Raw genomic sequence first — 26,466 nt, forward strand, 5'->3', positions numbered from 1 at the left:
TTTCCTAAAAGCTAAAATACATAAAAGGATTATTTCCTTCTAATAAAAGTCTCCAGATGCAATACCAGAAGAGCCCCGCCAGAAGCACCTTCACCGGCAGCTTATCCTGCCACTTATGGTACAGTTTCTCAATGACCGGTGTGCAGGCCAGTCCGGAGACCAGAAGCAGTCCTCCATAGGTACTGAGTGCCTTCCAGGCATCCTCGTAACCGCCGCTGAAGCCCGGTACCAGCCACAGCATCTTATCCAGATAGACCTGTAACTGTGACAGGTCCGTGATAGCAAAGCACATCCAGCTCATTGGGATGACCAGCCACAGATAAATGTGCGGCAGTACCTTCATTTTATGTACAAATTTTAATCTGCCCAGCTGCCGTTCCAGTACGATGCAGATCCAGAGCAGTCCGCCCCAGCAGAAGAAGTTCCAGCCGGCACCATGCCAGAAAGCGGTCAGCATCCATACCACCAGGAGGTTAAAAATCGTGCGAAGCTCTCCCTGTCTGCTGCCGCCTAACGGAATATACACATATCGGCAGAACCACTGTCCCAACGTCATATGCCATCTGCGGTAAAAATCCCGGACACTTCTGGCCATATAGGGTCTGCGGAAGTTGGCCGGCAGTTCGATCCCCATCATCCGGCCCAGTCCCATGGCCATCAGGGAATAGCCCCAGAAATCAAAATAGATCTCCATGGAATAGGCGATGGCTGCCAGCCATGCTAACGGTGTCGAGATGCTTTCAAATCCGGTCACCTGCACCTCGTGCCACAAGATTCCCACCCGGTCTGCCAGTAGCACCTTGGCCGCCAGTCCCAGAATAAACAGCTTCATACCGTCTTCCAGCCTCCGCACCGTGAAAGTGCGCTTCGTCAGGCTGTCCGAGATATCGCCATATCTTGTGATCGGTCCGGAGATCAGTTTCGGGAACATGATCACATAAGTAGCAAACTTCAAAAAAGAATACTCCCTGCTCACCTCTCCCCGGTACACATCGATCTGATAAGACAATATCTGGAAGGTGTAAAAGCTGATCCCCAGCGGCAGCCCCACAGAGCCTCCCCAGTCCTTGAACCAGAGCAGTACCGCCAGATTCGCGCCAAGTGTCAGGATCAGCAGAAGCTTTTTCCGCCACAACGTCTTAGGACTGCGTTTTGCCAGATGAAGACCCAGAAAATAATTGCACAATATAGATATCATTAAAAGGGGAAGATACCTGACGTCTCCCATGGCATAAAAAACAATGCTTCCCACGAGCAGTGTCAGGTTCCTGCATTTGCGAGGTGTGATCCCGTAGACGATCAGAAAGATCGGCAGGAACCACAGCAGAAATTCAATGCTGCTGAATATCAAAAAAATCACATCTTTCTATTTCTGTTTATCTGTCTTACTATCATAGTAGCTTGAAACCGTTTCTATTACAACAAAACAATTCTTAATTTTAAATGACAGAATTTTACAACTGCTTAATCTTTTTGCAATTTTTCACCGCATCGTTTACAATAGTTTTAACACCACAGGGCTGCGCCCGAGAAAGGATATTTTCCATGAAAGAACAGTTATATACCATCCCTTTAAACGATGCCGTAAATGCACAGGACGAATGCCCTTTCTGCTTTATCCACCGCAGTATTGAACAGGATCTTCTGGATTTCGTGTTAGGCTCCGGTTCCTCTTATATGGAAGCGGACATCCGCGAACAAACCGACAAAGCAGGCTTCTGCCGGTATCATTTTCAGAAAATGTTCGACTACGGCAATACTCTGGGCAATGCCTGGATCTTAAAGACCCACTACCAGCGCATGATCCGGGAAATGCAGCAGGAATTTGCCTCCTTCCGCCCCGGCAAAAGCTCTCTCCTGGGTAAATTCAAAAAAGTCGAAGGCAATGAAAATACCATCGGCATGTGGGTCCGTGCAAAAGAGGATTCCTGCTATATCTGTTCCCAGTATAAAGATACCTACGCCAGATATCTGGACACCTTTTTCTACCTGTGGAAAAATGATGAAAGCTTCCGCAATAAAGTTATAAACGGCAAAGGCTTCTGCCTGCCCCACTTCGGCGATCTCTGCGAAGCCGCTGACCGCAAGCTTTCCGATAAGGAAAAACAGGACTTTTACGATCAGTTGCTGCCGGTCATGGAATCCAACATGCAGCGCATTTCCGAAGACATCTCCTGGTTGGTGGAAAAATTCGACTATCGCAACAAAGACGCCGACTGGAAGAGCTCCAGGGATGCCATCCAGCGCGGTATGCAGAAATTAAAAGGCGGATATCCCGCAGATCCCGCCTATAAGATGTCTAAATAACCACAAAATTTTATTCAAAAATACGATGCAATTATGATGCTATTTTTCCGTAATTTCTTCGTCAGAGGGCTGTCCGGACCGTTCCGCCAGTCTTCTGCTTAATTGCAGATACTCCAGAATTTCCTCATACAGCATCTCCGGCTGAAAGGCATCTTCCAGGATTCTCTCATTCATCAATCCCTTAATGGTCAGTTCCATCATCTTACGAAGTTTCACCACGTCTTCCGCAGCCGCATATTTTCCCAGATCCGCTCTGGCATAAATATTCTCATAAGCCTCTTCCATCTGCTGTTTTCGCTCTTCTACCGCCACCAGTGCCTCATTGACATTCTCTGCCTGTGCCCGGTTCAGGAACGGCTGCAGATAAGGATAGCCGCACATGGCATGCATTTTCCCGGTCTCCACCTGCTGCATCAGAGTGAACAGATCCGTCTCCTTCGCATCTACCGCTGTGGACAATTCCAGCAACAGATACCGTACACTGTAGTCATAGACAAAAGCATAGACTCCCAGCTTGTTCTCAAAATAATGAAATAATAATCCCTTACTGATGGCTGCCTCCCGCACGATATCATCCGTACTGGCATGACGGTAACCGTTCAGGGCAAATACCTTCAGAGCTGCATTGATCATCCGGTCCTGTTTTTCTTTTTTTAAATCAAAAAATTTCTCATTCATATCGCAACATATCCCTTTTCATTTTCATCAATAAGGTTTATTATGTAACTGTATGGGCATATGCATGAAATTCAGACCAGTTACATACACTACAACATGGAAGGAGCAACCCTATGGCTAAAAAATTTGGCAAATTTCTGCTGTTTACCGCAGCAGTAGGTACCGCAGCCGCAGCTGCTTACTACTATATGCAACAGAAAGATTCTCAGCTGAAGGAATCTTCCGATGCAGATGATGATTATGATGATTTCCACGAGGATCTGGACAAGAGTACCGAGTTCTCCCGCAATTATGTTCCTCTGAATACACCCGTGCAGACCTCTGCCCCGAAGGAAGAGACAGGCACAGAGTCCACACCGGCTTCCGCAGAGGCGGCACCCGCTTCCGCAGAGGCATCTGATTTCACACCGCTCACCGATCAGGCTACCGGATTATCCGGCGAAGAGGGCGAGACCGTCGAAGACGTGGAAGAGTTCTTCGATGAAGAAGATGCCGAGGACGAAGAGCCTCCCGTAAATGAAGAATAATCGTTCTATTTCGAAGGTCTCAGAGCCATGCTTTTTGCAAGCGTCTGAGACCTTCCTGCATTTCCGCCTCATCAATACTTCCAAAGCCCAACAGCACGGTAGCTTTCCGCATTGTGGCTTCCACCATATTCTCTGACATCCCATAGGCTTTCACTTTCTCCGCCGCTGCTCTCTCCAACAGTTCCTGTTCCGTGACATTCCCTTTCGCTGTCAACAGAAGATGCAGTCCCGCATCCTCCCCGGAGATCACAAACTGCTTCTTAAACGGTTCCAGCCCGGCCAACAGCAGGTCATGTTTGGCCCGGTAGCGCATCCGCATTTTATTCAGATGCCGCTCGAAATACCCGTCCCGGATAAATTCATTCAGGATCCTCTGGTCGATTCTGGACACCGTGCAGGAATAAAAAGAGCAATCCCTGCGGTAGATATCCAGCAGATCCCCCGGCAATACCATATAGCTGACACGGATTGCCGGTGCAATAGCCTTGGAAAATGTACCGATGTAGATCACTTTTCCCTTTTCATCGGAAGATTGCAGGGAAGGAATAGGCTTGCCCCGATACCGGAATTCACTGTCGTAATCGTCCTCGATCAGATAACGATCCGGCTCCCTTTCCGCCCAGCGAAGCAGTTCTGCTCTCCTGCCGATGGTCATGACCGCACCGGTGGGATACTGGTGGGAAGGCATCACATAGGCCACTCTGACAGGCAGTCCCGAAAGTCTGTCCGCCCGCATTCCCTTATCATCCATGTCTACCGTGTGAATGCGATAGGCAAAAGATTCAAAGATGCGGTATGCCCGCTTGTACGTGGGATTCTCCATGGCAATGCCCACATGTCTGCCCAGTATTTTCTCCAATAGCAACAGCAGATAATCGTTTCCTGCTCCTACAATGATCTGTTCCGGGCGGCAGTTCACCCCCCGGGAAGAATGCAGATACCGGCTGATGGTCAGCCGCAGATCATAATCTCCCTGAGGTTCTCCCTGCGCAAACAGGTCACTGTTGTTGTCATTCAGAATATTCTTCGTGATCCGCTTCCATACGCCCACAGGGAAACCGTTCATATCAATACCATAAGGAGAAAAATCAATGCATCCCTCTTCCGGAACAGATTCTTCTCCTGAAGTGTCCGGCTCCGGTTCGTTCTCTTCCCGCGGTTCCATGGCAAATATCCCTTCCAGACGGCAGACAAAATAGCCCTTATAAGGTCGTGCCTCGATATATCCCTCGCTTAACAGCTGGTCGTAGGCATAGTCCACAGTGCTTCTCGCCACCTGCAGATATTCTGCCAGAGAACGCGTGGAGGGAAGCCTCTCTCCTGCCAGAAGCTTCCCTTCCCTGATTTCCTGTCGTATATGCTCATATATCTGCTGGTACAGACATTTGTCACTGTCTGTACGCAGCCGGATCGTCATATCATACATACGGTTATCCTACTTTTTCTGGTTCTTCAGTTCTTCCAGAATCTGGTCTTTTAACTCTCTTGCCTTGTCCTTAGTCCGGGCATTGGCGGAAGGGGACGTCAGGATCGTGGCTACCATACGGCTGGCCACATCATATTTCTGGAATCTGGCAGCAAGTACCGCAATCAGAAATTCTACCGTGATCTCATCCATACCGCACATGGGGAATCCTTCGGTCTGCAGGGCCTCCGTAAAACCAGTGTAAGCGTTCTTCAGATAAGTCTCCTCCATGGTCTTCACTTCCCGGAGTCTGGCCATATCCGTATCCCCGGACTCTTCCAGATGCTCCTGATAACCACGCATCAGCCATCCGCTCTTCAGACAGATATAAGCCTTTTCACTGGCATGGGCCCGTTTTACCACAGCGTTGGCCAGGCAGAGCTTATAGCGCTCAATGGCTTCTTCATAGCTGTAAATATCGTCATCGTAGGTATGCAGCTGCACTTTACTGCTAATATTTTCCTTGATCAGCTTTATATAAACCTTATTCAGGCTGTTGAAATACCGGTTCAGTGCTGCATAGCCGCAATGCGGACACAGAATAACATCATATTTCACCGCATCAATGCCTTCGTATTTTGCACGAAGATCCTGATCGGTACTTAAAAGTCTTGCCTTTCCAGTCTTCATGATCTTCGCCGGGAAATCTTCTCCGCAGACAGGACAGGTAAATGTCTTGTCAAAGATCAGATCCTTTTCTTCTATTTTTTGGGCCTCGGCTGCTGCCTTCTCTTCTTTTTTATCCTGTCCGTAAATGTTCATGTTCTCCAGGTCATCCAGACCCAGACCGGCCAGTCCAAACAATTTGTCCGACATATGTCTCTCCTTTTCTTTTGTACTGTCCATTCCCGGTGACAATACGAATACAACTTTCCCAATTCCCCTTATCGGTTGTCCTACTGCTTACTTAGGCAGTACATAAGAACTCTTCAGAGATACGATACGGTTAAATACCAGTTCTCCCGGCTTGGTATCCTTGTAGTCCACGCAGAAGAAGCCCTGTCTTACGAACTGGAAGCGGTCATACGCCTGTGCCTGTGCAAATGCAGGCTCCAGACGGCACTCTGTCAGTGTGGTCAAAGAATTGGGGTTCAGATTCAGACTTCCGTCTTCATTGTATACACCCTTCTCTTCATCGATGATATTCTCATACAGGCGCACCTGTGCTTTTACAGACTGCTCTGCATTTACCCAGTGGATCGTTCCCTTTACTTTACGTCCATCGGGGCTGTTGCCTCCGCGGCTCTCCGGATCATAGGTACAATGTACTTCCACGACTTTTCCGTTCTCATCCTTGACACAGCCGGTGCATTTTACGAAATAAGCACTCATCAGGCGCACTTCGTTGCCGGGGAACATACGGAAATATTTCTTGGGAGGCTCTTCCATGAAGTCCTCTCTCTCAATATACAGTTCTTTGCCGAAGGGAACCTCGCGGCTGCCCAGAGCTTCGTTTTCCGGATTGTTAACTACAGGCAGCATCTCCGTCTGTCCTTCGGGATAGTTGTCAATTACCAGTTTCACAGGATCCAGAATAGCCATCATGCGGGGTGCCTTTGCCTTCAGATCCTCACGGATACAATACTCCAGCATTGCATAATCTGCGGAAGACTGTGCCTTGGAGATACCGCACAATTCTACGAACTTCTTGATGGATTCCGGTGTGAATCCTCTTCTGCGCAGTGCTGCGATGGATACCAGTCTGGGATCATCCCAGCCGTCCACGATGCCCTGTTCTACCAGCTTCTTGATATAACGCTTACCGGTCACCACATTGGTCAGGTACAGCTTTGCAAATTCGATCTGCTTGGGAGGATGAGGATATTCCAGTTCTCTTACCACCCAGTCATATAAGGGTCTGTGATCCTCAAATTCCAGCGTACAGATGGAATGGGTCACGCCCTCAATAGCATCCTCGATGGGATGCGCGAAATCGTACATAGGGTAAATGCACCATTTGTCACCGGTATTCTGGTGAGACATATGTGCCACACGATAGATGACGGGATCTCTCATGTTGATGTTGGGAGAGGCCATATCGATGCGGGCACGCAGTACCTTAGTGCCGTCCTCGTATTTGCCGGCCTTCATATCCTCGAACAGTGTCAGATTCTCTTCTACGCTTCTGGTGCTGCCGGGATCTTCCTTGCCGGGCTCGGTCAGGCTTCCTCTGTATTCACGGATCTGCTCCGCACTTAAGTCAGAGACATATGCCTTGCCTTTTTTGATCAGCTTTACGGCTGCTTCATACATTTGGTCAAAATAGTTGGATGCGAAAAAGAGTCTGTCCTCCCAGTCTGCTCCCAGCCACTTTACATCAGCCTTGATAGACTCTACGAACTCTGCCTTCTCCTTGGTGGGGTTGGTATCGTCAAAACGCAGATTGAATTTGCCGTTGTATTTCTGGGACAGGCCGTAGTTCAGCAGAATACTCTTGGCATGTCCGATATGAAGATATCCGTTGGGTTCCGGAGGGAAACGGGTGTGTACAGTATCGTATACGCCCTCCGCCAGATCTTTCTCAATGATCTGCTCTATAAAATTCTTCGATTCCTTTACTTCTGCGGAATCTACGATTTCCTTTTCGATCTCGCTCATGGTAATGTCCTTGCCTTTCGTTTACTTAATACTGTTTTCGTATCCTTTATCTTACCACACAAGAAAACTTTTATAAACCCTTCTCTTCAAAATAATTCAGCAAATTCTGCTCCGTCTCGATGAAGATATTGTGCAGATCATCCTCACTGGCCGCCAGATAATCTCCGGCCCTTCCGGTCATATAGCCGTCCTCGTCCCATACCGGGAACACTTTTACCCCCTGTGTCACCCGGATGGCATAGATGCGGAACTCATCCTTCGGCATGCACATGCGCACATATTCCGTGATCAGATGATTTCTGCCGTCCGTACCGTCCTTGACCCTGGGAACGTATGTCATATTCCTGCAGTAGTCCTCGGACACCGGAGCGTCGGACAGTTCCAGGATCCTGTGGAACCGCTCTCCCGCCACCCTGTGAAGTTCACCGTTTCTCTCCAGCGTGTAGCAGATATTCTGTCTGGTATCGATGTCCATGGTGCCGTTCTGGGTGCGGACGGACACCACCCTGCCAAGCTCCGCCAGATCAGAGGCCCTCACACAGGCCAGAGGGATTTTCCTTCTCTGATATCTTGTGCCCTCACTTACCGGGAATGCCCGGTCTTTGGCGTAGAGGATCCGGAACGTATCGAAATACTGCGTCATGCGGTTATTGAAATACGCTTCGGAATGCAGTGTTGGATATTTTTCCTCATATAATTTCATACTGATGTAGCCGCCGGCCTTCTCGTAATGTCCGCCGCCGGAACCGATGCCCTCCGAAAGATAATCCGACAGTTCGCTGGCATTGACCTCCCGGATACAGCTTCTGACGGAAAATTTGTATCCGCCGCTGTCCTCATTATAGACCACGCAGGTATTGACGCCCGCCACCTGCAGGAGGAAGTCGCTGATCAGGCCAAGTACATTGGGATCACAGGGCTGAGAATGGATCACGGCGAACTGGTAATCGTCGTTATAATTGCAGCGCAGCATTGCCACACCGGCAATTTCCAGCTCTCTCAGGGAAATATTGGAATTACGGAACAAGGATATCTGGTTCTTATCAAAATTCAGACTCTCACGCATATCCATGTCCACCGGGTTCGACAGTTCGGAGAACTGGTTGGTATCCATATACAGGCCGTAATACAGCGCAGTTCCCAGATCTCTGTTTTTTCCCACGGGATAATGCATTTCCTGCAGCATTGTCCACACCAGGGTTGCACAGCTTCCCATATTGGGCTGCAGACGCATCCGCTCGGTACAGATGACTTCCAGTGGATGATGGTCGATGACAGCGATCTCCTCCGCCGGGATCTTCGTCACATTGCCGGCACCGTACTGACAGTCCACCGTGATCAGCAGTCCGTCTACTGTATCTTCCATCTGAGGCTGGTACTCCAGCGGAATGTGCAGTTTCTCCACCATCAGCATCAGGTTGGCCTTTCTGACTTTATTCCGTCCGGAATACAGCAGCCTGGTATCCTTTCCCTTGTCCCGGAAAAAACAGTACAGCCCATAGCCGGAGGCTATGGCATCCGCATCCGGATTGTCGTGGCACTGGATCGTCACATGGTCATAGCCCAATAATTCATCCAGCATCATTTCTCTGCTCTTTGCATCCCCTCGTGTGTCCATAACTACGCTTTCCTCTTCTTCCTCAAAAAACTATTCAGAACCACATTCGCAAAATCGCCTTTTCAAGGCTCACCTTTTGCTCATGTGGTTACCTCGCCATATAAATCTCTAAAAGTCTGACCATAAATGGTCAGCTTATTACAGATTTACATGGCTCTGAATAGTTACAGGCAGGTCCTGTTACAGTCCTGCCCGCAAAATCTGTCTTAGTGGTGGAACAGACGGATGCCCGTAAATGCCATCACCATATCATATTTGTCGCAGCATGCAATAACATCGCTGTCACGCACGGATCCACCTGGCTGTGCGATGTATTTTACGCCGCTCTTATGTGCTCTCTCGATGTTATCGGAGAAGGGGAAGAATGCATCGCTTCCCAGAGTCACATCCTGCATCTGATCCAGCCATGCTCTCTTTTCTTCTCTGGTAAATACAGGGGGCTTTACCTTGAAGATACCTTCCCAGGTACCGTCCGCCAGCACGTCCATGTACTCATCGCCCATGTAGACATCAATGGCATTGTCACGGTTGGCTCTGCCCAGGCTGTCTACAAACTGCAGGCCCAGTACCTGGGGAGACTGACGTAAGAACCAGTTGTCTGCCTTGCTGCCTGCCAGTCTGGTGCAGTGGATACGAGACTGCTGTCCTGCACCGATACCGATAGCCTGACCATCCTTGACATAACATACGGAATTGGACTGGGTATATTTTAAGGTGATCAGAGCGATCTTCATATCGATCAGGGCACTCTCCGGGATCTCCTTGTTCACAGTCACGATATTGGACAGCAGATCGCCGTTGATATCCAGTTCGTTACGCCCCTGCTCGAAGGTGATGCCGTATACCTGCTTGCGCTCGATAGGAGCAGGCTGATAGGAAGGATCGATCTGGATGATGTTGTAGGCGCCTTTTTTCTTCTGCTTCAGCAGTTCCAGTGCTTCGTCGGTGTAGCCGGGAGCGATGACACCGTCGGATACCTCTCTCTTGATCAGGCGGGCGGTATCGGTATCGCAGATATCAGACAATGCAATGAAGTCACCGAAGGAGGACATTCTGTCTGCACCACGTGCTCTCGCATAAGCACATGCCAGGGGAGAAAGCTCTCCCAGATCATCCACCCAGTAGATCTTCGCCAGAGTATCACTCAGAGGAAGTCCTACCGCAGCACCGGCCGGAGACACATGTTTGAAAGAAGTGGCTGCGGGAAGTCCTGTAGCTTCCTTCAGCTCTTTTACCAACTGCCAGCCGTTGAAAGCATCCAGGAAATTGATATATCCGGGCTTGCCGTTCAGCACGGTCACCGGCAGATCACTGCCGTCTTCCATGAAGATTCTGGAAGGCTTCTGGTTCGGGTTACATCCGTATTTTAACTGAATCTCGTTCATCTTATTTTTCTCCTATTCTATTCTACGATATTAACTATTCAGAACCTGCATTCGCAAAACGCGTCTTCACAACCTACTTTACATATTCTTATTCACGATCTTTGTCTCATATTTACCGGTCTCGATATCAATGAAACGTACAAACAGAGAGACCTTGTTATCCTCATTCAGGCTGTTCCACAGCATATCGGTAAAAGCATCCATATCATCGGGGATCTCTACCAGTTTCGGCTCGCCCTGGAAGCTGGGCAGCGGATTGCCGTCGTGCATATAAGTGTGAATGAAACGTCCCTCTCCGGGAAGAGGATTCTCATAAGCATAAGTGAAACGCAGACAGGAATCAGGATTGCCGTTGTCACTCTTCAGAATGGACATAGCGTAATTGTACTTGCCGTTCTCGATGTGCATGATACCGGAAATTCTCGGTGTATAGTTGGGGCCGTCCGGCTCGAATTCTCTGCTGCGCAGGGACTGCTCAAAGGTCAGCTGTTTGTCCATTCCCTCGTAGATAGTATCTGTCTGGTCACCGTTGGTCACGATGGTCTTGTTACCAAGGACACGTACGGGTGCGTAGATGATCAGACTGGGATCTTCCAGTTTGGAAGGATCGAAAGCCTGGGTACGGATTCCCTCTCCTTCTGTCACGAACACACGATTGCGGCTGTTGGCGCTTCTTCCCATGATGAAATAAGCGGTCACGGCATATTTACCGTTAGCAGAACGTCCGATCACGATACCTCTGCCGGGATAAGCATTGCTTTTCAATTCCTGTTCCAGTTGTAACATAGTTTTTCCTCCGTTTACTATATATCGCGTAACTATTCAGAACCTCGTTCATAAAATCGCATCTTCGATGCTTTTCTTTTACTCATTGAGGTTACTTCGCCAAAAAATATTGCCGAATGTTCTTACGAATGCCAGCATTCGACGAACACCTGTCAATATTTTATGGCTCTGAATAGTTACAAAAAACCGCCTAAGCACCAGAAATAGACGGTGCCCAGGCGGTCGGCTTTCACTATTCTACACTCCCTGTGGGTATCTCCACTGCAGCAAGCTGCGCTCCGCCAGTCGTGTAGCTGTTTTAATAGTAGCATGGTTCCCCGATACTTGACAAGAGGGATTTTGATAATTTTGTTGCTTCCGTAACAGTTCTGCCCCAAAACATTCATAAAAGCGTCTGCTGCGCAGCCGTCGCTGCTTTGCAGCTCATCTTTTATTCATGTTTTGGGCGCTCCGCTCATAGAATAGCAAAAGCGATGCTCCGTGTGCAAGCACCCGATCATCGCTTTTACTATTCTATGGCTGAACTGTTACTTCACATATTTTGCCTCAAATGCATGCCTCTCCAAAGGACGGTCAAAATAATAGCCCTGAATGTATTTGACCTTCATACCCTGCAATACTCTGAACTGCTCCGGGGTCTCGATACCTTCCACGCAGACGCTGACGCCGATGGTCTCCGCCAGCTCCGCCACCATTTTGATAAAGGACTGGGAGTAGGCATCCTCCGCCAGATCTTTGACAAAGCTCTGATCCACCTTAATGACATCAATGGGAATCTCCCGGATATGATTCAGGGAGGAGTAGCCGGTACCGAAATCATCCAGCGCCAGCGAAACACCCAGAGATTTGATCCGGTTCAGGATCTCCTTCATGCGCTCCATATCGTTGATGGCGAGGCTCTCTGTCACTTCCAGGGTCAGATTCTTCGGGGACAGACCGGTGTCCGCAAGCGCCTTTTCCACCGTCTCCACGATGTCCGGCTGTAGGAGCTGTACTACGGAAAGATTTACGTTCACTTTATAATTCGGATAACCGGATTCGTTCCAGCGTTTGCAGCGGGTGCAGGCCTCGGTCAGCACATAATTGCCGATGGGATTGATCAGTCCCAGATACTCTGCCAACGGGATGAATTCCGCCGGGGAGATAAATCCCAGCTTTGCACTGTTCCAGCGGATCAGTGCCTCAGCTCCGGCGCAGACATCCCTGCCGCCCTGAATATCAATGATGGGCTGATAATAGACCTCGAACTCCCGGTAGCCCTCCACCGTGGCATCACGCATGTTCTTTTCCATATCCAGGCGGCGTCCCGATACGGAATCAATGCCCTCGCAGTAGGTTGCCACCCGGTTCTTACCGGTCTTTTTTGCTTCGTACATGGCAATATCCGCTTTTTTGATCAGATCAGCCACGGAATCCCCGGCATCCGGGAAAGTGACGATACCCATACTCATAGTACAGTAATAATCCGCGTCCTTCAAAAACCAGGGCTTGCTGAAGATCTTTTTAATATCTTCCACAATATTTTCAAACCGGGAATAGCTGTCGGGCGGGATCACGATGACAAATTCATCGCCGCCCATGCGGTAACAGGTATTCTCGATGCCGTTGATCCGTTTTAATGCATGGGAAATGGATTTTAACAGCACATCTCCGTACTGGTGCCCCAGTCCGTCGTTGATATGCTTGAAATCATCCAGATCCAGATACAGCAGAGCACCTTCGCCGCCGGTCTTCTTCGCCTGATCGATCTGTCTTGCCAGATCCCTCTCACAGCACATACGATTATACAGTCCCGTCAGGAAATCCGTATAGGCCTGCTGCTCGATGCGGCGCTGGTACAGTTTTTTATCTGTAATGTCATACAGAGAGTACAGATTGGCCTTTTTACCGTCCACCCAGGCAATCTCCTTGCACAGCAGATCGTACCAGGTCTCCTTCTCCGCATGGTAGACTACACTGACTGACTTGGTTTTTTCCTTGCGGACACTGCTCTGTAACAAAGCATCAAAATTGTGATCCAGCAGTTCCTTGGCAAAGGTATTTTTCAGGATCTGGTTGGCAAACAGCATCCGTCCTGTGGTCTGGTCTGTCACATAAATGGCACAGCCCACGTTGTCCAGAATCTCCTCCAATGCTGCGTAGGAACCAGCCAGGGAATTCTTCTGGATCCTTCTGGTGAGGATGCTCTGCAGGATCTTCACTGCATCCGCTGTGAACTTGATCTCCGCCATGCTCCACACATGCCCCTGGGTTCTATGATTCAGAGACAGCACCATATTTCCGCTCTCCTGCTTCAGGATCGGGAAGATCATCACGGCCTTCATGCCGATCTCCTCGATTTCCTTCGAGCCGGCATTGCCCAGGCTGTCCGTGGATACCACCAGTGGTTTCTCAGCATAAAGGAAGGAATATACTTCCACTCCGTTTATCTTGTCAAAATAAGAAATCTGTCCCGGGGCACGCCATTCACAGACCACGTTCATGGTATCTGTGTCGGAATGCAGTTGAAAAATATCCGCAGTATCTACACGGATATGCTCTGACAGGATCTTCAGCCACTTATTCATGGCAAGTTCAATCTGTTCATCACTGTCTAAGAGCTGGACGATCTCCGTGGTCGCCTCAATAGTATGGAGATTCCGACTCATCTCTTCCTCAGCGGAACGGCTCCTTCTGCTCTCTGCCTCCGCGCTGAAGCAGGACATACGATCTCTGTAAATATCTACGCTGGTATCCCGCAGCAGATCCAATATCTGATAAAAGGAAATGGTGTCGATCTTCTTCAGATCATACACCTGCCAGTACAGGATCGTGTTGTTCTCCACACTGACAGCCACTGCTGCCACATGTCCGCCGTCCGGCAGTTCTTCCACCACCTGTTCCTCCAGTGAACCGGCCTGCACTCTGTCCAGTGCCTGTGCTGCTTTCCTGCGATATTCCGTACTGATCGGATCTTCCCCATCCGGTCTCTTCCATGTCTTGTCCACATACGGCTCCGTCAACACCTGATTCTCATTGTCCAGGCAGACAGCTGCCACGCCTGTCACCTTGCAGAATTCATTCTGCAAATGCTGCAGACGTCTGGGATCGATCAATTCTCGAAATGAAATTTCAGCCACTTTTTTGCTCCCCTGCTTCTCTTTTAAATATTCGGGGAATACGCCCTTCCTCGGCACCCGAACAAATATATTTTACCATGTGACGGGAAATTCATACAAGATATTATTTTACATTTTTTGCCATATTCGTTATATTGCTTGAAAAATTGCAAAGTTTTTGTCAATTATTGCAAATATTTTGAGATTCAAATGATTTCTTTTTCCAAAAAGAGGCGGTTGCAAGTCAGACTTACAATCGCCTCTTTCATTATAGCCTTATTTTCACAACTTATTTATCATCCACGCTGTAGTTCGGAGCTTCCTTGGTGATATGGATATCATGAGGATGGCTCTCCTTCAGGGATGCTGCAGAGATCTTCACGAATCTGCCGGTCTCCTTCAGAGTCTCGATATCCTGTGCACCACAGTAACCCATACCGGAGCGGAGACCGCCCAGCAGCTGGAATACGGTATCTTCCACGCTGCCCTTGTAAGCCACACGGCCTTCAACACCTTCGGGAACCAGTTTCTTCGCATTCTCCTGGAAGTAACGATCCTTACTGCCGTTCTCCATGGCTGCGATGGAACCCATGCCACGGTATACCTTGTATTTTCTACCCTGGAACAGCTCGTATTCTCCTGGGCTCTCCTCACATCCTGCGAACATGGAACCCATCATACATACGTTACCACCGGCTGCAATAGCCTTGGTGATATCTCCGGAATACTTAATACCACCATCAGCAATGATGGGAATACCATATTCCTTTGCCACGCTGTAGCAATCCATGATAGCGGATACCTGAGGAACACCGATACCTGCAACGACACGGGTGGTACAGATGGAACCGGGGCCGATACCTACCTTAACCGCATCTGCGCCGGCCTCGATCAGGGCACGGGTAGCATCACCGGTAGCCACGTTACCTGCGATTACCTGCAGATCGGGATATTTTTCCTTGATCATCTTCAGGCAGTTCAATACGTTCTGGGAATGACCATGTGCGGAATCCAGTACAATAACATCAACCTTGGCTGCTACCAGAGCTGCCACACGATCCAGTACGTTGGCGGTGATACCTACACCGGCGCCGCAGAGCAGTCTGCCCTGGGAATCCTTGGCTGCCAGAGGATATTTGATGGTCTTCTCAATATCTTTGATGGTGATCAGACCCTTTAAGTTGAAGTCCTTATCTACGATAGGCAGCTTCTCTTTTCTTGCCTTGGCCAGGATCTTCTTTGCCTCTTCCAGAGTGATACCTTCGGGAGCGGTGATCAGGCCTTCGCTGGTCATGGACTCTTTGATCTTCTTGGTGAAGTCGGTCTCGAACTTCAGATCACGGTTGGTGATGATGCCGACTAATTTTCTGCCCTCGGTGATAGGCACGCCGGAGATACGAAACTTAGCCATCAGAGCATCTGCATCTGCCAGAGTATGTTCAGGAGACAGAGAAAACGGATCGGTGATGACACCATTCTCGGAACGCTTTACCTTATCTACCTCTTCTGCCTGTGCCTCGATAGACATATTCTTGTGAATGATACCGATACCACCCTGTCTAGCCATGGCAATCGCCATACGATGTTCGGTAACAGTATCCATTCCTGCGCTCATCATAGGAATGTTCAGCTTGATCTTCTTTGTCAGCCATGTGGTCAAATCCACCTGATTAGGGACTACCTGAGAGTAAGACGGTACGAGCAGTACGTCATCAAAGGTAATGCCTTCACCAATAATCTGTCCCATTTTCTTTCCTCCTGTGTTCATTTGATAAGATTTGTGAATGATATCTTGTTGTGTTATAAGTTGTGATTATATTACATATTCGTTGTACTTATAACATTTCCATGAGTTTAGCAGAGTTTCGTAGGACTGTCAACCGGATATCTTATATTTTTTATCATTTAGCAATCATATTACCGCGTTTATTTCTGTTTCTGCAATAAAGAAGGTCCGGCGTATCATGTACACCAGACCTATATTTTTGACTCGCCAGGCATTCAACTGCTTTGATGCTGTTCCCTGCACCGGACTGTTGCGAAATATTATTCGCTGAACACTTTGCGGGGTGCCATGTTTTTGAGCACCTTGACCAGCTCCTCATTAGGGCTTAAGAGGATCTTCTCGCCACCTTCATAGTACATAGCATAACGCCCGTCCGGCTGCAATACCTCGCCGATACTATAATCCTTTTCCTTCACCTGACGGTTTTTGAAGTTATCCAGATGATAGGAGTAAACCGGTGCAAATACCTCCATGCGGTCAAGGCTGTAAGTACCGACACGCTTTCTCTTGCTCTTAGCCATGATCTTGTCCACGGACAGTTCCTTGTCCAGATAGAGGTATTCATATTCCAGATCGGTATACATATTCAGGAAATAAGCTCCCACCCCCGCTGCCAGTGCCACCGGCAGGAAAATGATAAACACGAACATTACCAGACAGCTCAGTACTGTCAGTGCGATCAATAATACCTTTAAAATTTTTGCCCAGGTGGGCTGTTTTGCTTTTACCAGACATTCTACGTAAGAATCACTCATTTTTTGTTTCCTTTTCTCTTCGTTTATTTTATGCAGAGCCTATTCCCTCTTAAGGAAAGCCTTCTCTTCCGGGCCGGTTCTGAAATTGCCCGCGCCGTTCTTCCGTTTCTTTGGGAAATCTCTGTTTACGGCTGTCCGGATTCTGTTTTCTCCTGACAATCGTTTTCTTTTATGATATATCATCTTCACAAAACTTGCAAGGCATGCCCGGATTTTCCCGGCGATTTAATTGTTTTTTTAGATTCCCCTCACACTTCGTTCATTGACTTTCAGATAGCGAACCTTTATCATTAGTATATTGTGAAGAAATTTACCCGGAATGTGGCGTTCTGCCATATTTCGGCAACAGAAAGGCGGATCTCCCCATGGCAGTAATGGATGAATTCAAAGAAGAACGAGAGGCATTGAAAAACGGTACGCCAAAGCAGAAACTGGCGTATTTCTGGTATTATTACAAGTGGCATGTGATCATTGCCCTGGTGGTGATCATTATGATCGTCAGTTTTGTAAAACAGCTTACAGACCGGAAGGATCCCTCTTTTTATGCCGTGATGCTGAATGCCAGCCTCTTAGATCAGATGACCTCGGAACAGCCGGATTTTGTTACGGATTTTGCAGAAAAAGAGGGCATTGATCTGAACACCAACGATATCACTTTTGATACTTCCATCCGTATCGTGGAAGACAGCATGGATGAAACTTCTATCACTTCTTCCCAGAAGCTGATGGTGTATGTGGCAGCCAATGAATTGGACTGTATGATCACAGATTTCACTTCTTTCCAGAAATATGCCAACAGCAGCATGTTTCACGATCTGCGGGATATTCTCACTGATGAGCAGATACAGGCACTGGAACCTTATTTCTATTATGTAGACAGAGAAGTGGTACTGGCCATCGAAGCAGCCAACGATGATATGAATACCGATTATACCCCAGACTATCCCGATCCCCTCCACCCGGAGGACATGCAGGATCCCGTACCGGTAGGCATCTGCCTCTCAGACTGCAAGGATCTGACTGATACTTATTACTTCCGTGGTGACGGCATCGTCATGGGCATCTATGCCAATGCGGAACATGTGCAGACCGCGGTGGATCTGGCGGAGTATCTGTTGAATAAATAGAAAGTTAGCATAGCTACGAGCCATGCAAAAATAGAGTGGAACACCTCGATGGGCGCTTGCGCACAAGCGAGGCTGGTTCACTCTATTTTTATACCGTGACAGCCGTCTATGAAATAAGATTGACAGCGTTCCTTGCTGACAATCTTATGAATAATGTGGCTCATTGCGGAGGGTTTTATCTTCGGGACATAGTAGAAGAAAAATGTAGATTACGCCCCGCTTGTCAGGAACTTCCGGGGCTCAACAGAGAAAAAACACGGATTACGCCCTGCTTGTCAGGAACTTCCGGGGCTCAACAGAGAAAAAACATGGATTACGCCCCGCTTGTCAGGCACTTCCGGGGCTCAACAGAGAAAAAACATGGATTACGCCCCGCTTGTCGGAAACCTCCGGGGCTCAACAGAGAAAAAATGTAGATTACGCCCCGCTTGTCGGAAACTTCCGGGGCTCAACAGAGAAAAAACGTAAATTACAGGGCATTTCGTAACGTAAGCTATAATAAACGCCGCGATGCCCACTGCGGAAGGATGTTCCGTTTGCTGTGGACGTTCGTGGATTTGAAACTGCCATCCGCAATGAACCACGCTATTCATAAGATTGTCAGCAAAGAACGCTGCCAATCTTATTTCATATCGCGGCGTTCGCCGCATCTCGGCATAAGTAAAGACAGCGAATTGTGCGCAAGCGCCCATCGCTGTCTTCACTATGCCTATGCGCGGCTATGCTTTCGTAACTTTCCAGTTACAGCAGTTCCTTCAGCATCTGGTTGACGCTGGCTGGATCTGCCTTGCCTTTCATGGCCTTCATGGTCTGGCCTACCAGGAAGCCGATGGCTTTCTCCTTGCCGTTGTGGTAATCCTCGACAGACTGGGAATTAGCGGCAATGACTTCCTCCACGACTTTACGCAATGCGCCTTCGTCATTGACGGTCTTCAGTCCCTTCTCCTCCACATACTGTTCGGGATCTACATCTTCCTCAAACATCACCTGGAATACCTCTTTTGCTACAGAAGAGTTGATGACTTTGCCGTCTACCAGTGCGATCAGCCTGCTCAGATGCTCCGGTGAGAACCGGATGTCCTCCGGCTCCATCTCTTTTTCTTTTAACAGGCGCATAGTCTCCACCATCAGCCAGTTGGACACCTTCTTGGGCTGGCTTCCCAGTGCCACGGAAGCTTCAAAGATATCTGCCAGATGCTTGGAGCCGGTGATGATATCGATATCATATTCCGGAATATCGTATTCTTCCTTGTAACGCTTCATCTTCTCGGTGCGGAATTCCGGCTGTCTGCTGCGGATGCCATCCAGCCACTCATCGCTGATATAGACCGGTACCAGGTCGGGATCCGGAAAATAACGATAATCCTGTGCATCCTCCTTGGAACGCATGGCGTAGGAATATTCCTTATTATCATCCCAGCGTCTGGTCTCCTGAATGACCTTTTTGCCGGCCTCCAGCAGATCGATCTGTCGTTCCCGCTCCCCCTGAATGGCTCTGGCGATGGCCTTGAAGGAATTCAGGTTCTTCATCTCGGTACGGGTTCCGAACTTTTCCGCGCCCACTTCTCTCACGGACAGATTGACATCGGCACGCATGGAGCCTTCCTGAAGCTTACAGTCGGACGCTCCCAGATACTGGATCAGCAGACGTAATTTTTCCAAATAGGCAATGACCTCCTCCGCGCTGCGCATATCCGGCTCGGATACGATCTCGATCAGAGGCACACCGGAGCGGTTGTAGTCCACCAGTGTGCAATCTTCCCAGTCGTCATGCACCAGTTTACCGGCATCCTCCTCCATGTGGATCTCGTGGATACGCACCGGCTTCGTGTAAGCGTTGCCGTCCTCTCCCGCTACCTCGATTTCAACCGAGCCATTCCTGCAGATGGGCAGATACAACTGAGAGATCTGATAGTTTTGAGGGTTATCGGGATAGAAATAATTTTTTCTGTCAAATTTGCAATACTGTGTAATGGTACAATTCGTCGCAAGGCCTACTGCCACCGCATATTCTACCACCTGCTTATTCAGCACGGGAAGAGATCCCGGCATACCGGTACATACCGGGCAGGTGTGGGTGTTGGGTCTGCCGCCGAACGCCGTGGAACAGCCGCAGAATATTTTCGTCTTCGTGGCAAGCTCTACATGCACTTCCAGACCAATTACTGTTTCATATTGTTTTGCCATGTCGCTTACCTCCTCTGCTCATAGGTATATGCTGCACGGATCAGTGTCTTCTCTTTGAAGCAGTCACCGATCAGCTGCATGCCGATAGGCAGGCCTTGGGAATCCGTACCGCAGGGAACGCTGATACCGGGCAGTCCCGCCAGGTTGATGGAGATGGTGTAGATGTCTCCCAAATACATCTTGATGGGATCCGCCAGACTGCTGCCCAGCTTCGGTGCGGTAGTGGGTGCCACCGGTCCTAAGATCACATCGTATTTTGCAAAAGCTTCGTCAAAAGCCTTCTTGATCAATGCTTTCACGCGGAGTGCCTTCAGGTAATAAGCATCATAATAACCGGAGCTTAACACAAAGGAGCCCAGCATGATACGACGCTTCACCTCGGGTCCAAAGCCCTGGGAACGGCTTCTCTTGTACATGGTATGCAGATCTTCCGCATCCTGTGCACGGTAACCGTATTTCACACCGTCGAAACGCTCCAGATTGGAGCTGGCTTCTGCTGCTGCGATCGTATAGTAAGTGGGAATCGCATAGTCTACCAGACTTAAATCGAACTCCTCCACCTCTGCGCCCTGTGCTTTCAATACTTCCGCTGCTGCCAGTACCGCATCCCTGACCTCGGGATCCAGTCCTTCCCCGAAATAGTCTCTGGGAATACCAATCTTCATTCCCTTCACATCCGCTACCAGCGCAGAGGTGAAATCTGTGTTCTCCCGTTTCATGGAAGTGGAGTCCTTAGGGTCATGGGAGGTGATGGCCTCCAGTACGGTGGCACAGTCCGTCACGTCCTTCGTCAGCGGTCCGATCTGGTCCAGAGAGGAACCATAAGCGATCAGTCCGTAACGGGATACCGTTCCGTAGGTGGGTTTCATGCCGACCACCCCGCAATAGGATGCAGGCTGTCGGATGGAACCGCCGGTATCGGAGCCCAGTGCTGCAAAACATTCCTGCGCTGCTACTGCCGCCGCGGAACCGCCGGAAGAACCTCCGGGCACATGCTCCGGGTTTCTCGGATTCTTTGTCACGCCGTAATAGGAAGTCTCTGTGGTGCTTCCCATGGCAAACTCATCCATGTTGGTCTTACCCAGGATGACCGCCCCTGCCTTTTCCAGATTCAGCACCGCTTCCGCGCTGAAGGTCGGAATAAAATTCTCTAAAATTTTAGAAGAGCAGGTGGTCAGGGTTCCCTCGGTACACATATTGTCTTTGATAGCAAAGGGAACCCCGGCCAGAGGCCCGGTCAGTTCGCCCGCTTCGATTTTTTTCTGTACTTCCGCTGCCTGCTGCAATGCCTTTTCCCGTTCTACGGTCACATAGCAGTGGTAGGTATCTTCGCTGGCTGCGATCTTATCCAGAACGGCCTGCGTGGCTTCCACCGACGTAGTCTTACCTTCCCGGATCGCCTTAGCCAGCTCTACTGCTGTCAGGGATAAAATATCCATATCCATTCTCCTTTTTTAATGTCTGACGGAAAACCATTACCGCCTAAATGCTGTAACCAGATTATAAAGCGGTATTCTACCCGATTTCTAATCGAAAGTCCAAGGCTTTTGACATTAGTCAAAAGTCTTTGGTACCACAAACATATTGTCCTTCTCGCCGGGTGCATTGGCCAGGGTCTGTTCACTCTCATCCCCATTGGTCACCACATCCTCACGGAAGACATTCTGAACCGGGAATACATGAGACATAGGTTCCACTCCCGTTGTATCCAGTTCACTCAATTTGTCGATATAGTCCAGCATTCTGCCCATATCCTTTTTCGCTTCTTCCTTCTCCTCTTCAGAGAGCTCCAGCTTTGCCAGAATGCCTACATATTCTATGGTCTCGTCACTGATTACGTTCGCCATACTAATTTCCATTCCTTTCCTGTTCTTTCCGCACTAATCTCTCACTTTAATGTGTACCTCACGCAGCTGCTGTTCCGTCACTTCGCCGGGAGCCCCGCACATCAGATCCTGTGCATTGCCGTTCATAGGGAAAGCAATCACCTCTCGGATGTTATCCTCGTTCCGAAGCAGCATGATCATACGATCCACGCCGGGAGCCATTCCCGCATGGGGGGGAGCTCCGAACTGGAATGCCTGATACAGTGCTCCGAACTTGGTCTTTAATGTCTCTTCGTCATAACCTGCGATGGCGAAAGCTTTTTTCATGATCTCGATGTCATGGTTACGTACTGCGCCGGAGGAGAGTTCCACACCGTTGCATACGATGTCGTACTGATAAGCCAGGATCTCCAGCGGATCCATGGTGTTCAGTGCTTCCAGACCGCCCTGGGGCATAGAGAACGGATTGTGGGTGAATCCGATCTGCTTCGTCTCGGGATCCAGCTCAAACATCGGGAAATCGTTCACATAGCAGAAACGGTAAGCATTCTTCTCGATCAGATCCAGCTTCTCGCCCAGCTCAGTACGGATATGACCGGCATAGTAGTTCGCCTTATCCTCTTTGTCCGCAATAAAGAAGATGGTATCTCCGGCAGAAAGTCCTGCCATTTCTGCCAGTTCTCCCTTCATCTCTTCGGGAATAAATTTATCGATGGGTCCCTTGTAGCTCATATCCTCTGCCACTTCGAGATAACCAAGTCCACCCATACCAAGAGAAGTCGCAAAGCTTAACAGCTTCTCATGGAAGCCTTTGGACATCTCCGCATGTACTTTGATGGCACGGACAGTTCTGCCGATAAAAGGTTTAAACGTACATCTCTGGAAGAACTCCGTCACATCCATAATTCTCAAAGGATTGCGCAGATCCGGCTTGTCACAGCCGAACTCCAGAATGGCCTGTTTGTAACTGATGATGGGGAACGGTGTCTCAGTGATCCTGCTGCCTTCGGGAGCAAATTTCTCAAAGGTATCATGCAATACTTCCTCACCGACCTTGAAGACATCCTCCTGGGTCACGAAGCTCATCTCGAAGTCCAGCTGATAGAACTCTCCGGGAGATCTGTCTGCTCTGGCATCCTCATCACGGAAGCAGGGAGCGATCTGGAAATACTTATCGAAGCCGGAAGCCATAAGCAGCTGCTTATACTGCTGCGGTGCCTGGGGCAGCGCATAGAATTTTCCTTTAAATTTTCTGCTGGGAACAATATAGTCTCTGGCACCCTCGGGAGAAGAAGCACACAGGATCGGGGTCTGGATCTCCAAAAATCCCATGTCCGTCATCTTCTGGCGCAGATAACTGATCACCTTGGAACGAAATACAATGTTGTCCTTTACTTTTGCATTTCTAAGGTCAAGATAACGATATTTTAATCTGACATCTTCCCGGATCTCTTTAGACGTCTGGATCTCGAAAGGAAGCTGTTTATATACTCTTCCCAACACATCGATCCTGTGTGCTTCCAGTTCGATGGTGCCGGAAGGAATCTTCGGGTTGTAGGTCTCTTCGTCTCTGTGTTCCATAAGACCGGTAATGGACAGGCACATTTCCTTGGTGATGCCCTTTAAAAGCTCCGGCTTACGGATGACCACCTGTAACACACCGTACATATCCCGCAGATCGATAAAGGATACGCCGCCGTGGTCACGGATGTTCTCCACCCAACCTGCCACCTGCAAAGTCTGTCCGATCTGCTGTTCACTGATCTCTTTCATTGTTAAATCTCTGTACATATCGCACCTCCTGTTATATAGTGTCCCGAATGTGCGCTCCCTGTACAGCTTATTTTTGAATACAAAAAGCCCCGGGACATGTTAAAACATATCCCGGGACGAATCATCTAATCCGTGGTACCACCCGAATTGACAGGCGCCTTTGCCTATCCACTCTTGTCACTTAACGCGTGCAACGTGTCATCCTAGCTGCATTTTGATTTCTGCAGTTCAGATCACCTGCTCCGGAGTGTTCCCTTCGCCAACTTCCGCAAACAGCGCTCTCAGTCGGTGACGCTGTATTCCTGTCGTTTCCCTTGGCAAGAGTCTCTTTCATAGCATTTACAAAATAGTTTTTCAACTTAGGTTTATAATATTCGCACAAATCAAATCTGTCAAGCGTTTTTTATTGTAACAGTTCAGCCATGGACATATCCGAGCGCAAAAATCATGCTTGCATGATTTTTCGAACGAATATGTTCATGAGATGAGCGCCGGTTTATGAGCAAAGGTAGTCACGAAGTGACGGAAAGCGTGTCAACGCGACTTTGCGAATGGCGCTGGCTGAACGGAAGATTAGTTGCTGCAACTTTAGTTGCTGCAACTTTAGTTGCATGCACTCTTGAACTGATTCCAGATCTCCGCATGCAGATCCTCTGCCTCCTGGGAGATATTCTGCACGATCTCGCCCTCCGCTGCATCTTCCGGCAATACGATCATTTTCTTCATGTCGTCGGAAATATACTCTTCCGCAGCTTTGTTGGTGCAGTAGTAGCCGATATACTCATAGCATTTCGCCGCATTCTCAGGATCGTTGATATAGTCCAAAAATGCATAAGCCGCATCTGCATTGGGTGCCTGGGAAGGTATAAATCCGGCCATGATGCCGAAGCCCAGTCCCTCCTTGGGATATACCACTTCCAGATCCGGTCTCGCCTGCAGTGCCGCAGATACCTGGGAAGTATACAGGAACGCTGCTGCCACCTCACCGCTGATCAGATAATCCTGCGTATTATTGTCATTGATCACACGGATATTGGGAGCCAGACTCAGAAGCTTCTCTCCTGCTGCCCGGATCACATCCAGATCCTCGGTGTTAAAGGATTCTCCCATGGTCTTTAAGGTGATGCCGTCGATAACACGATAGTTTGCCGTCAGTGCCACGTTATTTTCCAGTGCCGGATTCCACAGATCCTCATAGCCTGTGATCTTCACATCCGTCAGTCCCGGATCGTATACGATCAGAGGAATGCCCGCTCCGTAGGGCACGGTATATTCGTTCTTCGGGTCATAGAACTGAGACATAAATACAGGATTCAGGTTATCATAAGTACTGATCCTGGAAGTATCCAGCTTCTGAGCCAGGCTCTCCTGAATGGCCAGCTCAATGATATAGTCATCCGCAATGACCAGATCGTAATCACTGCCCTTGGTTTCTTCCAGCTTCGCCAGCATATCCTCATCATAGTCAAAATTAGAATAATTGATACGGATACCGGTCTCTTTTTCAAAACCATCTAAAATCTCCTGGGGGAACATGCCGTCCCAGGTATAGAGATTCAGTTCTCCCTTATCTTCTTTACCGCCTGCTCCACAGCCGGTAAACAACGTGGCCAGCATGGTCGCTGCCAACAGCATTGCCAGCTTTTTCTTCATAATCTCCTCCTTCGATACAGTTCTCCTGCATCATCTGCTATACATTTTTATGTTGTTACTTATCCGCAATTGCATTTGTGGAATCGTTCTTTCCTCATTTTCCCCCGGCAGCTTTCTCTACAGCTGTCTGCGACTTACGTCCCAGCACATACGCCCCCGCCAGACACAACAATATCACAAACAGCATGACCGTGGCAAGTGCATTGATCTCCGGTGTCACACCGGTCTTTAATTTCGTGTAGATCTTCACCGGCAGGGTATTGACCTTCGGTCCGGTGACAAAAATACTGATCACCACATCGTCGAAGGACATGGCAAATGCAAGCAGCACTCCCGACAGGATCGCCGGAAGAATCTGTGGCAGGATCACATCCCTAAATACCTGCCACTTCGTAGCTCCCAGATCCAGCGCCGCCTCTTCCAGCGACCGGTCCATTCCCACCAGTCTCGCCCGTACCATAGTGAACACATAGGGCACACAGAACGTGGTATGGGCGATCACCAGCGTGACCATACCAAAGGGCAGTCCCATCAGGGAAAATACGGACAAAAATACCATGCCCAGAATGATCTCCGGGATCATGATGGGGAGTGTGGACACATAGGCCACGGCATCGTCCAGTTTCCGTTTTCTGCGGCTCATCCCCAGTGCTCCCGAAGTGCCAATCAACACCGCAAAGGCACAGCTAAGTACCGCAAGGATCAGGCTGTTAATCAGTGCTTCCCCCAGATCTCTGTCCCGGAACAACTCCCGGTACCATTTCAGGGAAAAGCCTTCCCACACAGAGGTCAGTTTGGAAGCATTGAAGGAATACACCACCGTCAGCAGGATTGGAATATAGGTCAGCACTGTGATCACCGCCACATATACAAAGGGCCATTTTTTCTTTTTCATAC

The 26,466-nt window shown here is 49.0% G+C and carries 20 protein-coding genes and 1 riboswitch; of the genes, 3 read left to right on the forward strand and 17 right to left on the reverse strand.

The window, feature by feature from the left end; all coding sequences use genetic code 11:
• Positions 1–4: 4 nt before the first annotated feature.
• Complete coding sequence (locus DWZ61_RS03210) at positions 5–1,351, reverse strand: MBOAT family O-acyltransferase (RefSeq protein WP_118537508.1); 1,347 nt, start codon at positions 1,349–1,351, stop codon at positions 5–7.
• Between the two features lie 194 nt (positions 1,352–1,545).
• Between DWZ61_RS03210 and DWZ61_RS03215 the strand changes: the two genes are divergently transcribed.
• Positions 1,546–2,307 carry a DUF6062 family protein gene (locus tag DWZ61_RS03215; protein WP_118537374.1) on the forward strand — a complete coding sequence of 254 codons (762 nt, stop codon included), beginning with the start codon at positions 1,546–1,548 and terminating at the stop codon, positions 2,305–2,307.
• A 39-nt stretch (positions 2,308–2,346) separates the two neighbouring features.
• Here the strand turns inward: DWZ61_RS03215 and DWZ61_RS03220 are convergent, their stop codons facing one another.
• Positions 2,347–2,985: a TetR/AcrR family transcriptional regulator gene (locus tag DWZ61_RS03220; RefSeq protein WP_022312127.1), complete on the reverse strand. Its 639-nt coding sequence runs from the start codon at positions 2,983–2,985 to the stop codon at positions 2,347–2,349.
• A 113-nt stretch (positions 2,986–3,098) separates the two neighbouring features.
• On the opposite strand from DWZ61_RS03220, the gene DWZ61_RS03225 reads away from it, so the two are divergent.
• Positions 3,099–3,512, forward strand: coding sequence for a hypothetical protein (locus tag DWZ61_RS03225; RefSeq protein ID WP_118537375.1), 414 nt, complete (start codon positions 3,099–3,101; stop codon positions 3,510–3,512).
• A gap of 19 nt (positions 3,513–3,531) precedes the next feature.
• Here the strand turns inward: DWZ61_RS03225 and DWZ61_RS03230 are convergent, their stop codons facing one another.
• From DWZ61_RS03230 to DWZ61_RS03270, 9 genes are all read right to left on the reverse strand, one after another.
• The gene (locus DWZ61_RS03230) at positions 3,532–4,938 is read right to left on the reverse strand and encodes a PLP-dependent aminotransferase family protein (RefSeq protein WP_022312125.1); all 1,407 of its coding nucleotides are present in this window, start codon (positions 4,936–4,938) and stop codon (positions 3,532–3,534) included.
• 9 nt (positions 4,939–4,947) lie between these two features.
• The gene (locus DWZ61_RS03235) at positions 4,948–5,793 is read right to left on the reverse strand and encodes a DUF2225 domain-containing protein (RefSeq protein ID WP_022312124.1); all 846 of its coding nucleotides are present in this window, start codon (positions 5,791–5,793) and stop codon (positions 4,948–4,950) included.
• Positions 5,794–5,880: 87 nt separating this feature from the next.
• A complete protein-coding gene (locus tag DWZ61_RS03240) occupies positions 5,881–7,575 on the reverse strand; it encodes a glutamine--tRNA ligase/YqeY domain fusion protein (protein ID WP_022312123.1) in 1,695 nt (564 codons plus the stop codon).
• Between the two features lie 70 nt (positions 7,576–7,645).
• Positions 7,646–9,193 carry a DHH family phosphoesterase gene (locus tag DWZ61_RS03245; RefSeq protein ID WP_118537376.1) on the reverse strand — a complete coding sequence of 516 codons (1,548 nt, stop codon included), beginning with the start codon at positions 9,191–9,193 and terminating at the stop codon, positions 7,646–7,648.
• A gap of 206 nt (positions 9,194–9,399) precedes the next feature.
• Entirely contained in the window at positions 9,400–10,578 is a 1,179-nt protein-coding gene (locus tag DWZ61_RS03250; RefSeq protein ID WP_022312121.1) for a phosphoribosylaminoimidazolecarboxamide formyltransferase, read from the reverse strand.
• Positions 10,579–10,656: 78 nt separating this feature from the next.
• Positions 10,657–11,364, reverse strand: a complete 708-nt coding sequence (locus DWZ61_RS03255; protein ID WP_117467003.1) for an IMP cyclohydrolase — start codon at positions 11,362–11,364, stop codon at positions 10,657–10,659.
• A gap of 205 nt (positions 11,365–11,569) precedes the next feature.
• A riboswitch (ZMP/ZTP riboswitch) is annotated at positions 11,570–11,663 on the reverse strand.
• A 228-nt stretch (positions 11,664–11,891) separates the two neighbouring features.
• The gene (locus DWZ61_RS03260) at positions 11,892–14,483 is read right to left on the reverse strand and encodes an EAL domain-containing protein (RefSeq protein WP_147353691.1); all 2,592 of its coding nucleotides are present in this window, start codon (positions 14,481–14,483) and stop codon (positions 11,892–11,894) included.
• Between the two features lie 268 nt (positions 14,484–14,751).
• Entirely contained in the window at positions 14,752–16,209 is a 1,458-nt protein-coding gene (gene guaB, locus DWZ61_RS03265; protein ID WP_022153023.1) for an IMP dehydrogenase, read from the reverse strand.
• A 299-nt stretch (positions 16,210–16,508) separates the two neighbouring features.
• Complete coding sequence (locus DWZ61_RS03270) at positions 16,509–17,003, reverse strand: hypothetical protein (RefSeq protein ID WP_022312117.1); 495 nt, start codon at positions 17,001–17,003, stop codon at positions 16,509–16,511.
• 365 nt (positions 17,004–17,368) lie between these two features.
• Here DWZ61_RS03270 and DWZ61_RS03275 point away from each other — a divergent pair, with 365 nt between their 5' ends.
• Positions 17,369–18,130 (forward strand): hypothetical protein, encoded by a 762-nt coding sequence (locus tag DWZ61_RS03275; RefSeq protein WP_118537378.1) that lies wholly within the window; start codon positions 17,369–17,371, stop codon positions 18,128–18,130.
• A 741-nt stretch (positions 18,131–18,871) separates the two neighbouring features.
• Here DWZ61_RS03275 and gatB read toward each other — a convergent pair.
• The 6 genes from gatB to DWZ61_RS03310 all read right to left on the reverse strand — a co-directional run bounded on the left by gatB (position 18,872) and on the right by DWZ61_RS03310 (position 26,464).
• The gene (gatB, locus tag DWZ61_RS03285; protein WP_118537380.1) at positions 18,872–20,317 is read right to left on the reverse strand and encodes an Asp-tRNA(Asn)/Glu-tRNA(Gln) amidotransferase subunit GatB; all 1,446 of its coding nucleotides are present in this window, start codon (positions 20,315–20,317) and stop codon (positions 18,872–18,874) included.
• Positions 20,318–20,322: 5 nt separating this feature from the next.
• The gene (gene gatA / locus DWZ61_RS03290) at positions 20,323–21,756 is read right to left on the reverse strand and encodes an Asp-tRNA(Asn)/Glu-tRNA(Gln) amidotransferase subunit GatA (protein ID WP_118537381.1); all 1,434 of its coding nucleotides are present in this window, start codon (positions 21,754–21,756) and stop codon (positions 20,323–20,325) included.
• A gap of 114 nt (positions 21,757–21,870) precedes the next feature.
• The gene (gene gatC / locus DWZ61_RS03295; RefSeq protein ID WP_118537382.1) at positions 21,871–22,164 is read right to left on the reverse strand and encodes an Asp-tRNA(Asn)/Glu-tRNA(Gln) amidotransferase subunit GatC; all 294 of its coding nucleotides are present in this window, start codon (positions 22,162–22,164) and stop codon (positions 21,871–21,873) included.
• 33 nt (positions 22,165–22,197) lie between these two features.
• Positions 22,198–23,934 carry an aspartate--tRNA ligase gene (aspS, locus tag DWZ61_RS03300; protein ID WP_118537383.1) on the reverse strand — a complete coding sequence of 579 codons (1,737 nt, stop codon included), beginning with the start codon at positions 23,932–23,934 and terminating at the stop codon, positions 22,198–22,200.
• A gap of 585 nt (positions 23,935–24,519) precedes the next feature.
• A complete protein-coding gene (locus DWZ61_RS03305) occupies positions 24,520–25,569 on the reverse strand; it encodes a spermidine/putrescine ABC transporter substrate-binding protein (RefSeq protein WP_118537384.1) in 1,050 nt (349 codons plus the stop codon).
• 94 nt (positions 25,570–25,663) lie between these two features.
• Entirely contained in the window at positions 25,664–26,464 is an 801-nt protein-coding gene (locus tag DWZ61_RS03310; protein WP_118537385.1) for an ABC transporter permease, read from the reverse strand.
• Positions 26,465–26,466: the final 2 nt, after the last annotated feature.

Origin of the sequence: Clostridium sp. AF34-10BH, assembly GCF_003478095.1 — a bacterium.
Classification (GTDB): domain Bacteria; phylum Bacillota; class Clostridia; order Lachnospirales; family Lachnospiraceae; genus Acetatifactor; species Acetatifactor acetigignens.

What these genes read in the sequence shown, in the direction of transcription:
- DWZ61_RS03215 (WP_118537374.1), top strand. Translation starts at nt 1,546, where the DNA reads ATGAAAGAACAGTTATATACCATCCCTTTAAACGATGCCGTAAATGCA.
- DWZ61_RS03220 (WP_022312127.1), bottom strand. Translation starts at nt 2,985, where the DNA reads ATGAATGAGAAATTTTTTGATTTAAAAAAAGAAAAACAGGACCGGATG.
- DWZ61_RS03225 (WP_118537375.1), top strand. Translation starts at nt 3,099, where the DNA reads ATGGCTAAAAAATTTGGCAAATTTCTGCTGTTTACCGCAGCAGTAGGT.
- DWZ61_RS03230 (WP_022312125.1), bottom strand. Translation starts at nt 4,938, where the DNA reads ATGTATGATATGACGATCCGGCTGCGTACAGACAGTGACAAATGTCTG.
- DWZ61_RS03235 (WP_022312124.1), bottom strand. Translation starts at nt 5,793, where the DNA reads ATGTCGGACAAATTGTTTGGACTGGCCGGTCTGGGTCTGGATGACCTG.
- DWZ61_RS03240 (WP_022312123.1), bottom strand. Translation starts at nt 7,575, where the DNA reads ATGAGCGAGATCGAAAAGGAAATCGTAGATTCCGCAGAAGTAAAGGAA.
- DWZ61_RS03245 (WP_118537376.1), bottom strand. Translation starts at nt 9,193, where the DNA reads ATGGACACACGAGGGGATGCAAAGAGCAGAGAAATGATGCTGGATGAA.
- DWZ61_RS03250 (WP_022312121.1), bottom strand. Translation starts at nt 10,578, where the DNA reads ATGAACGAGATTCAGTTAAAATACGGATGTAACCCGAACCAGAAGCCT.
- DWZ61_RS03255 (WP_117467003.1), bottom strand. Translation starts at nt 11,364, where the DNA reads ATGTTACAACTGGAACAGGAATTGAAAAGCAATGCTTATCCCGGCAGA.
- guaB (WP_022153023.1), bottom strand. Translation starts at nt 16,209, where the DNA reads ATGGGACAGATTATTGGTGAAGGCATTACCTTTGATGACGTACTGCTC.
- DWZ61_RS03270 (WP_022312117.1), bottom strand. Translation starts at nt 17,003, where the DNA reads ATGAGTGATTCTTACGTAGAATGTCTGGTAAAAGCAAAACAGCCCACC.
- DWZ61_RS03275 (WP_118537378.1), top strand. Translation starts at nt 17,369, where the DNA reads ATGGCAGTAATGGATGAATTCAAAGAAGAACGAGAGGCATTGAAAAAC.
- gatB (WP_118537380.1), bottom strand. Translation starts at nt 20,317, where the DNA reads ATGGCAAAACAATATGAAACAGTAATTGGTCTGGAAGTGCATGTAGAG.
- gatA (WP_118537381.1), bottom strand. Translation starts at nt 21,756, where the DNA reads ATGGATATTTTATCCCTGACAGCAGTAGAGCTGGCTAAGGCGATCCGG.
- gatC (WP_118537382.1), bottom strand. Translation starts at nt 22,164, where the DNA reads ATGGCGAACGTAATCAGTGACGAGACCATAGAATATGTAGGCATTCTG.
- aspS (WP_118537383.1), bottom strand. Translation starts at nt 23,934, where the DNA reads ATGTACAGAGATTTAACAATGAAAGAGATCAGTGAACAGCAGATCGGA.
- DWZ61_RS03305 (WP_118537384.1), bottom strand. Translation starts at nt 25,569, where the DNA reads ATGAAGAAAAAGCTGGCAATGCTGTTGGCAGCGACCATGCTGGCCACG.
- DWZ61_RS03310 (WP_118537385.1), bottom strand. Translation starts at nt 26,464, where the DNA reads ATGAAAAAGAAAAAATGGCCCTTTGTATATGTGGCGGTGATCACAGTG.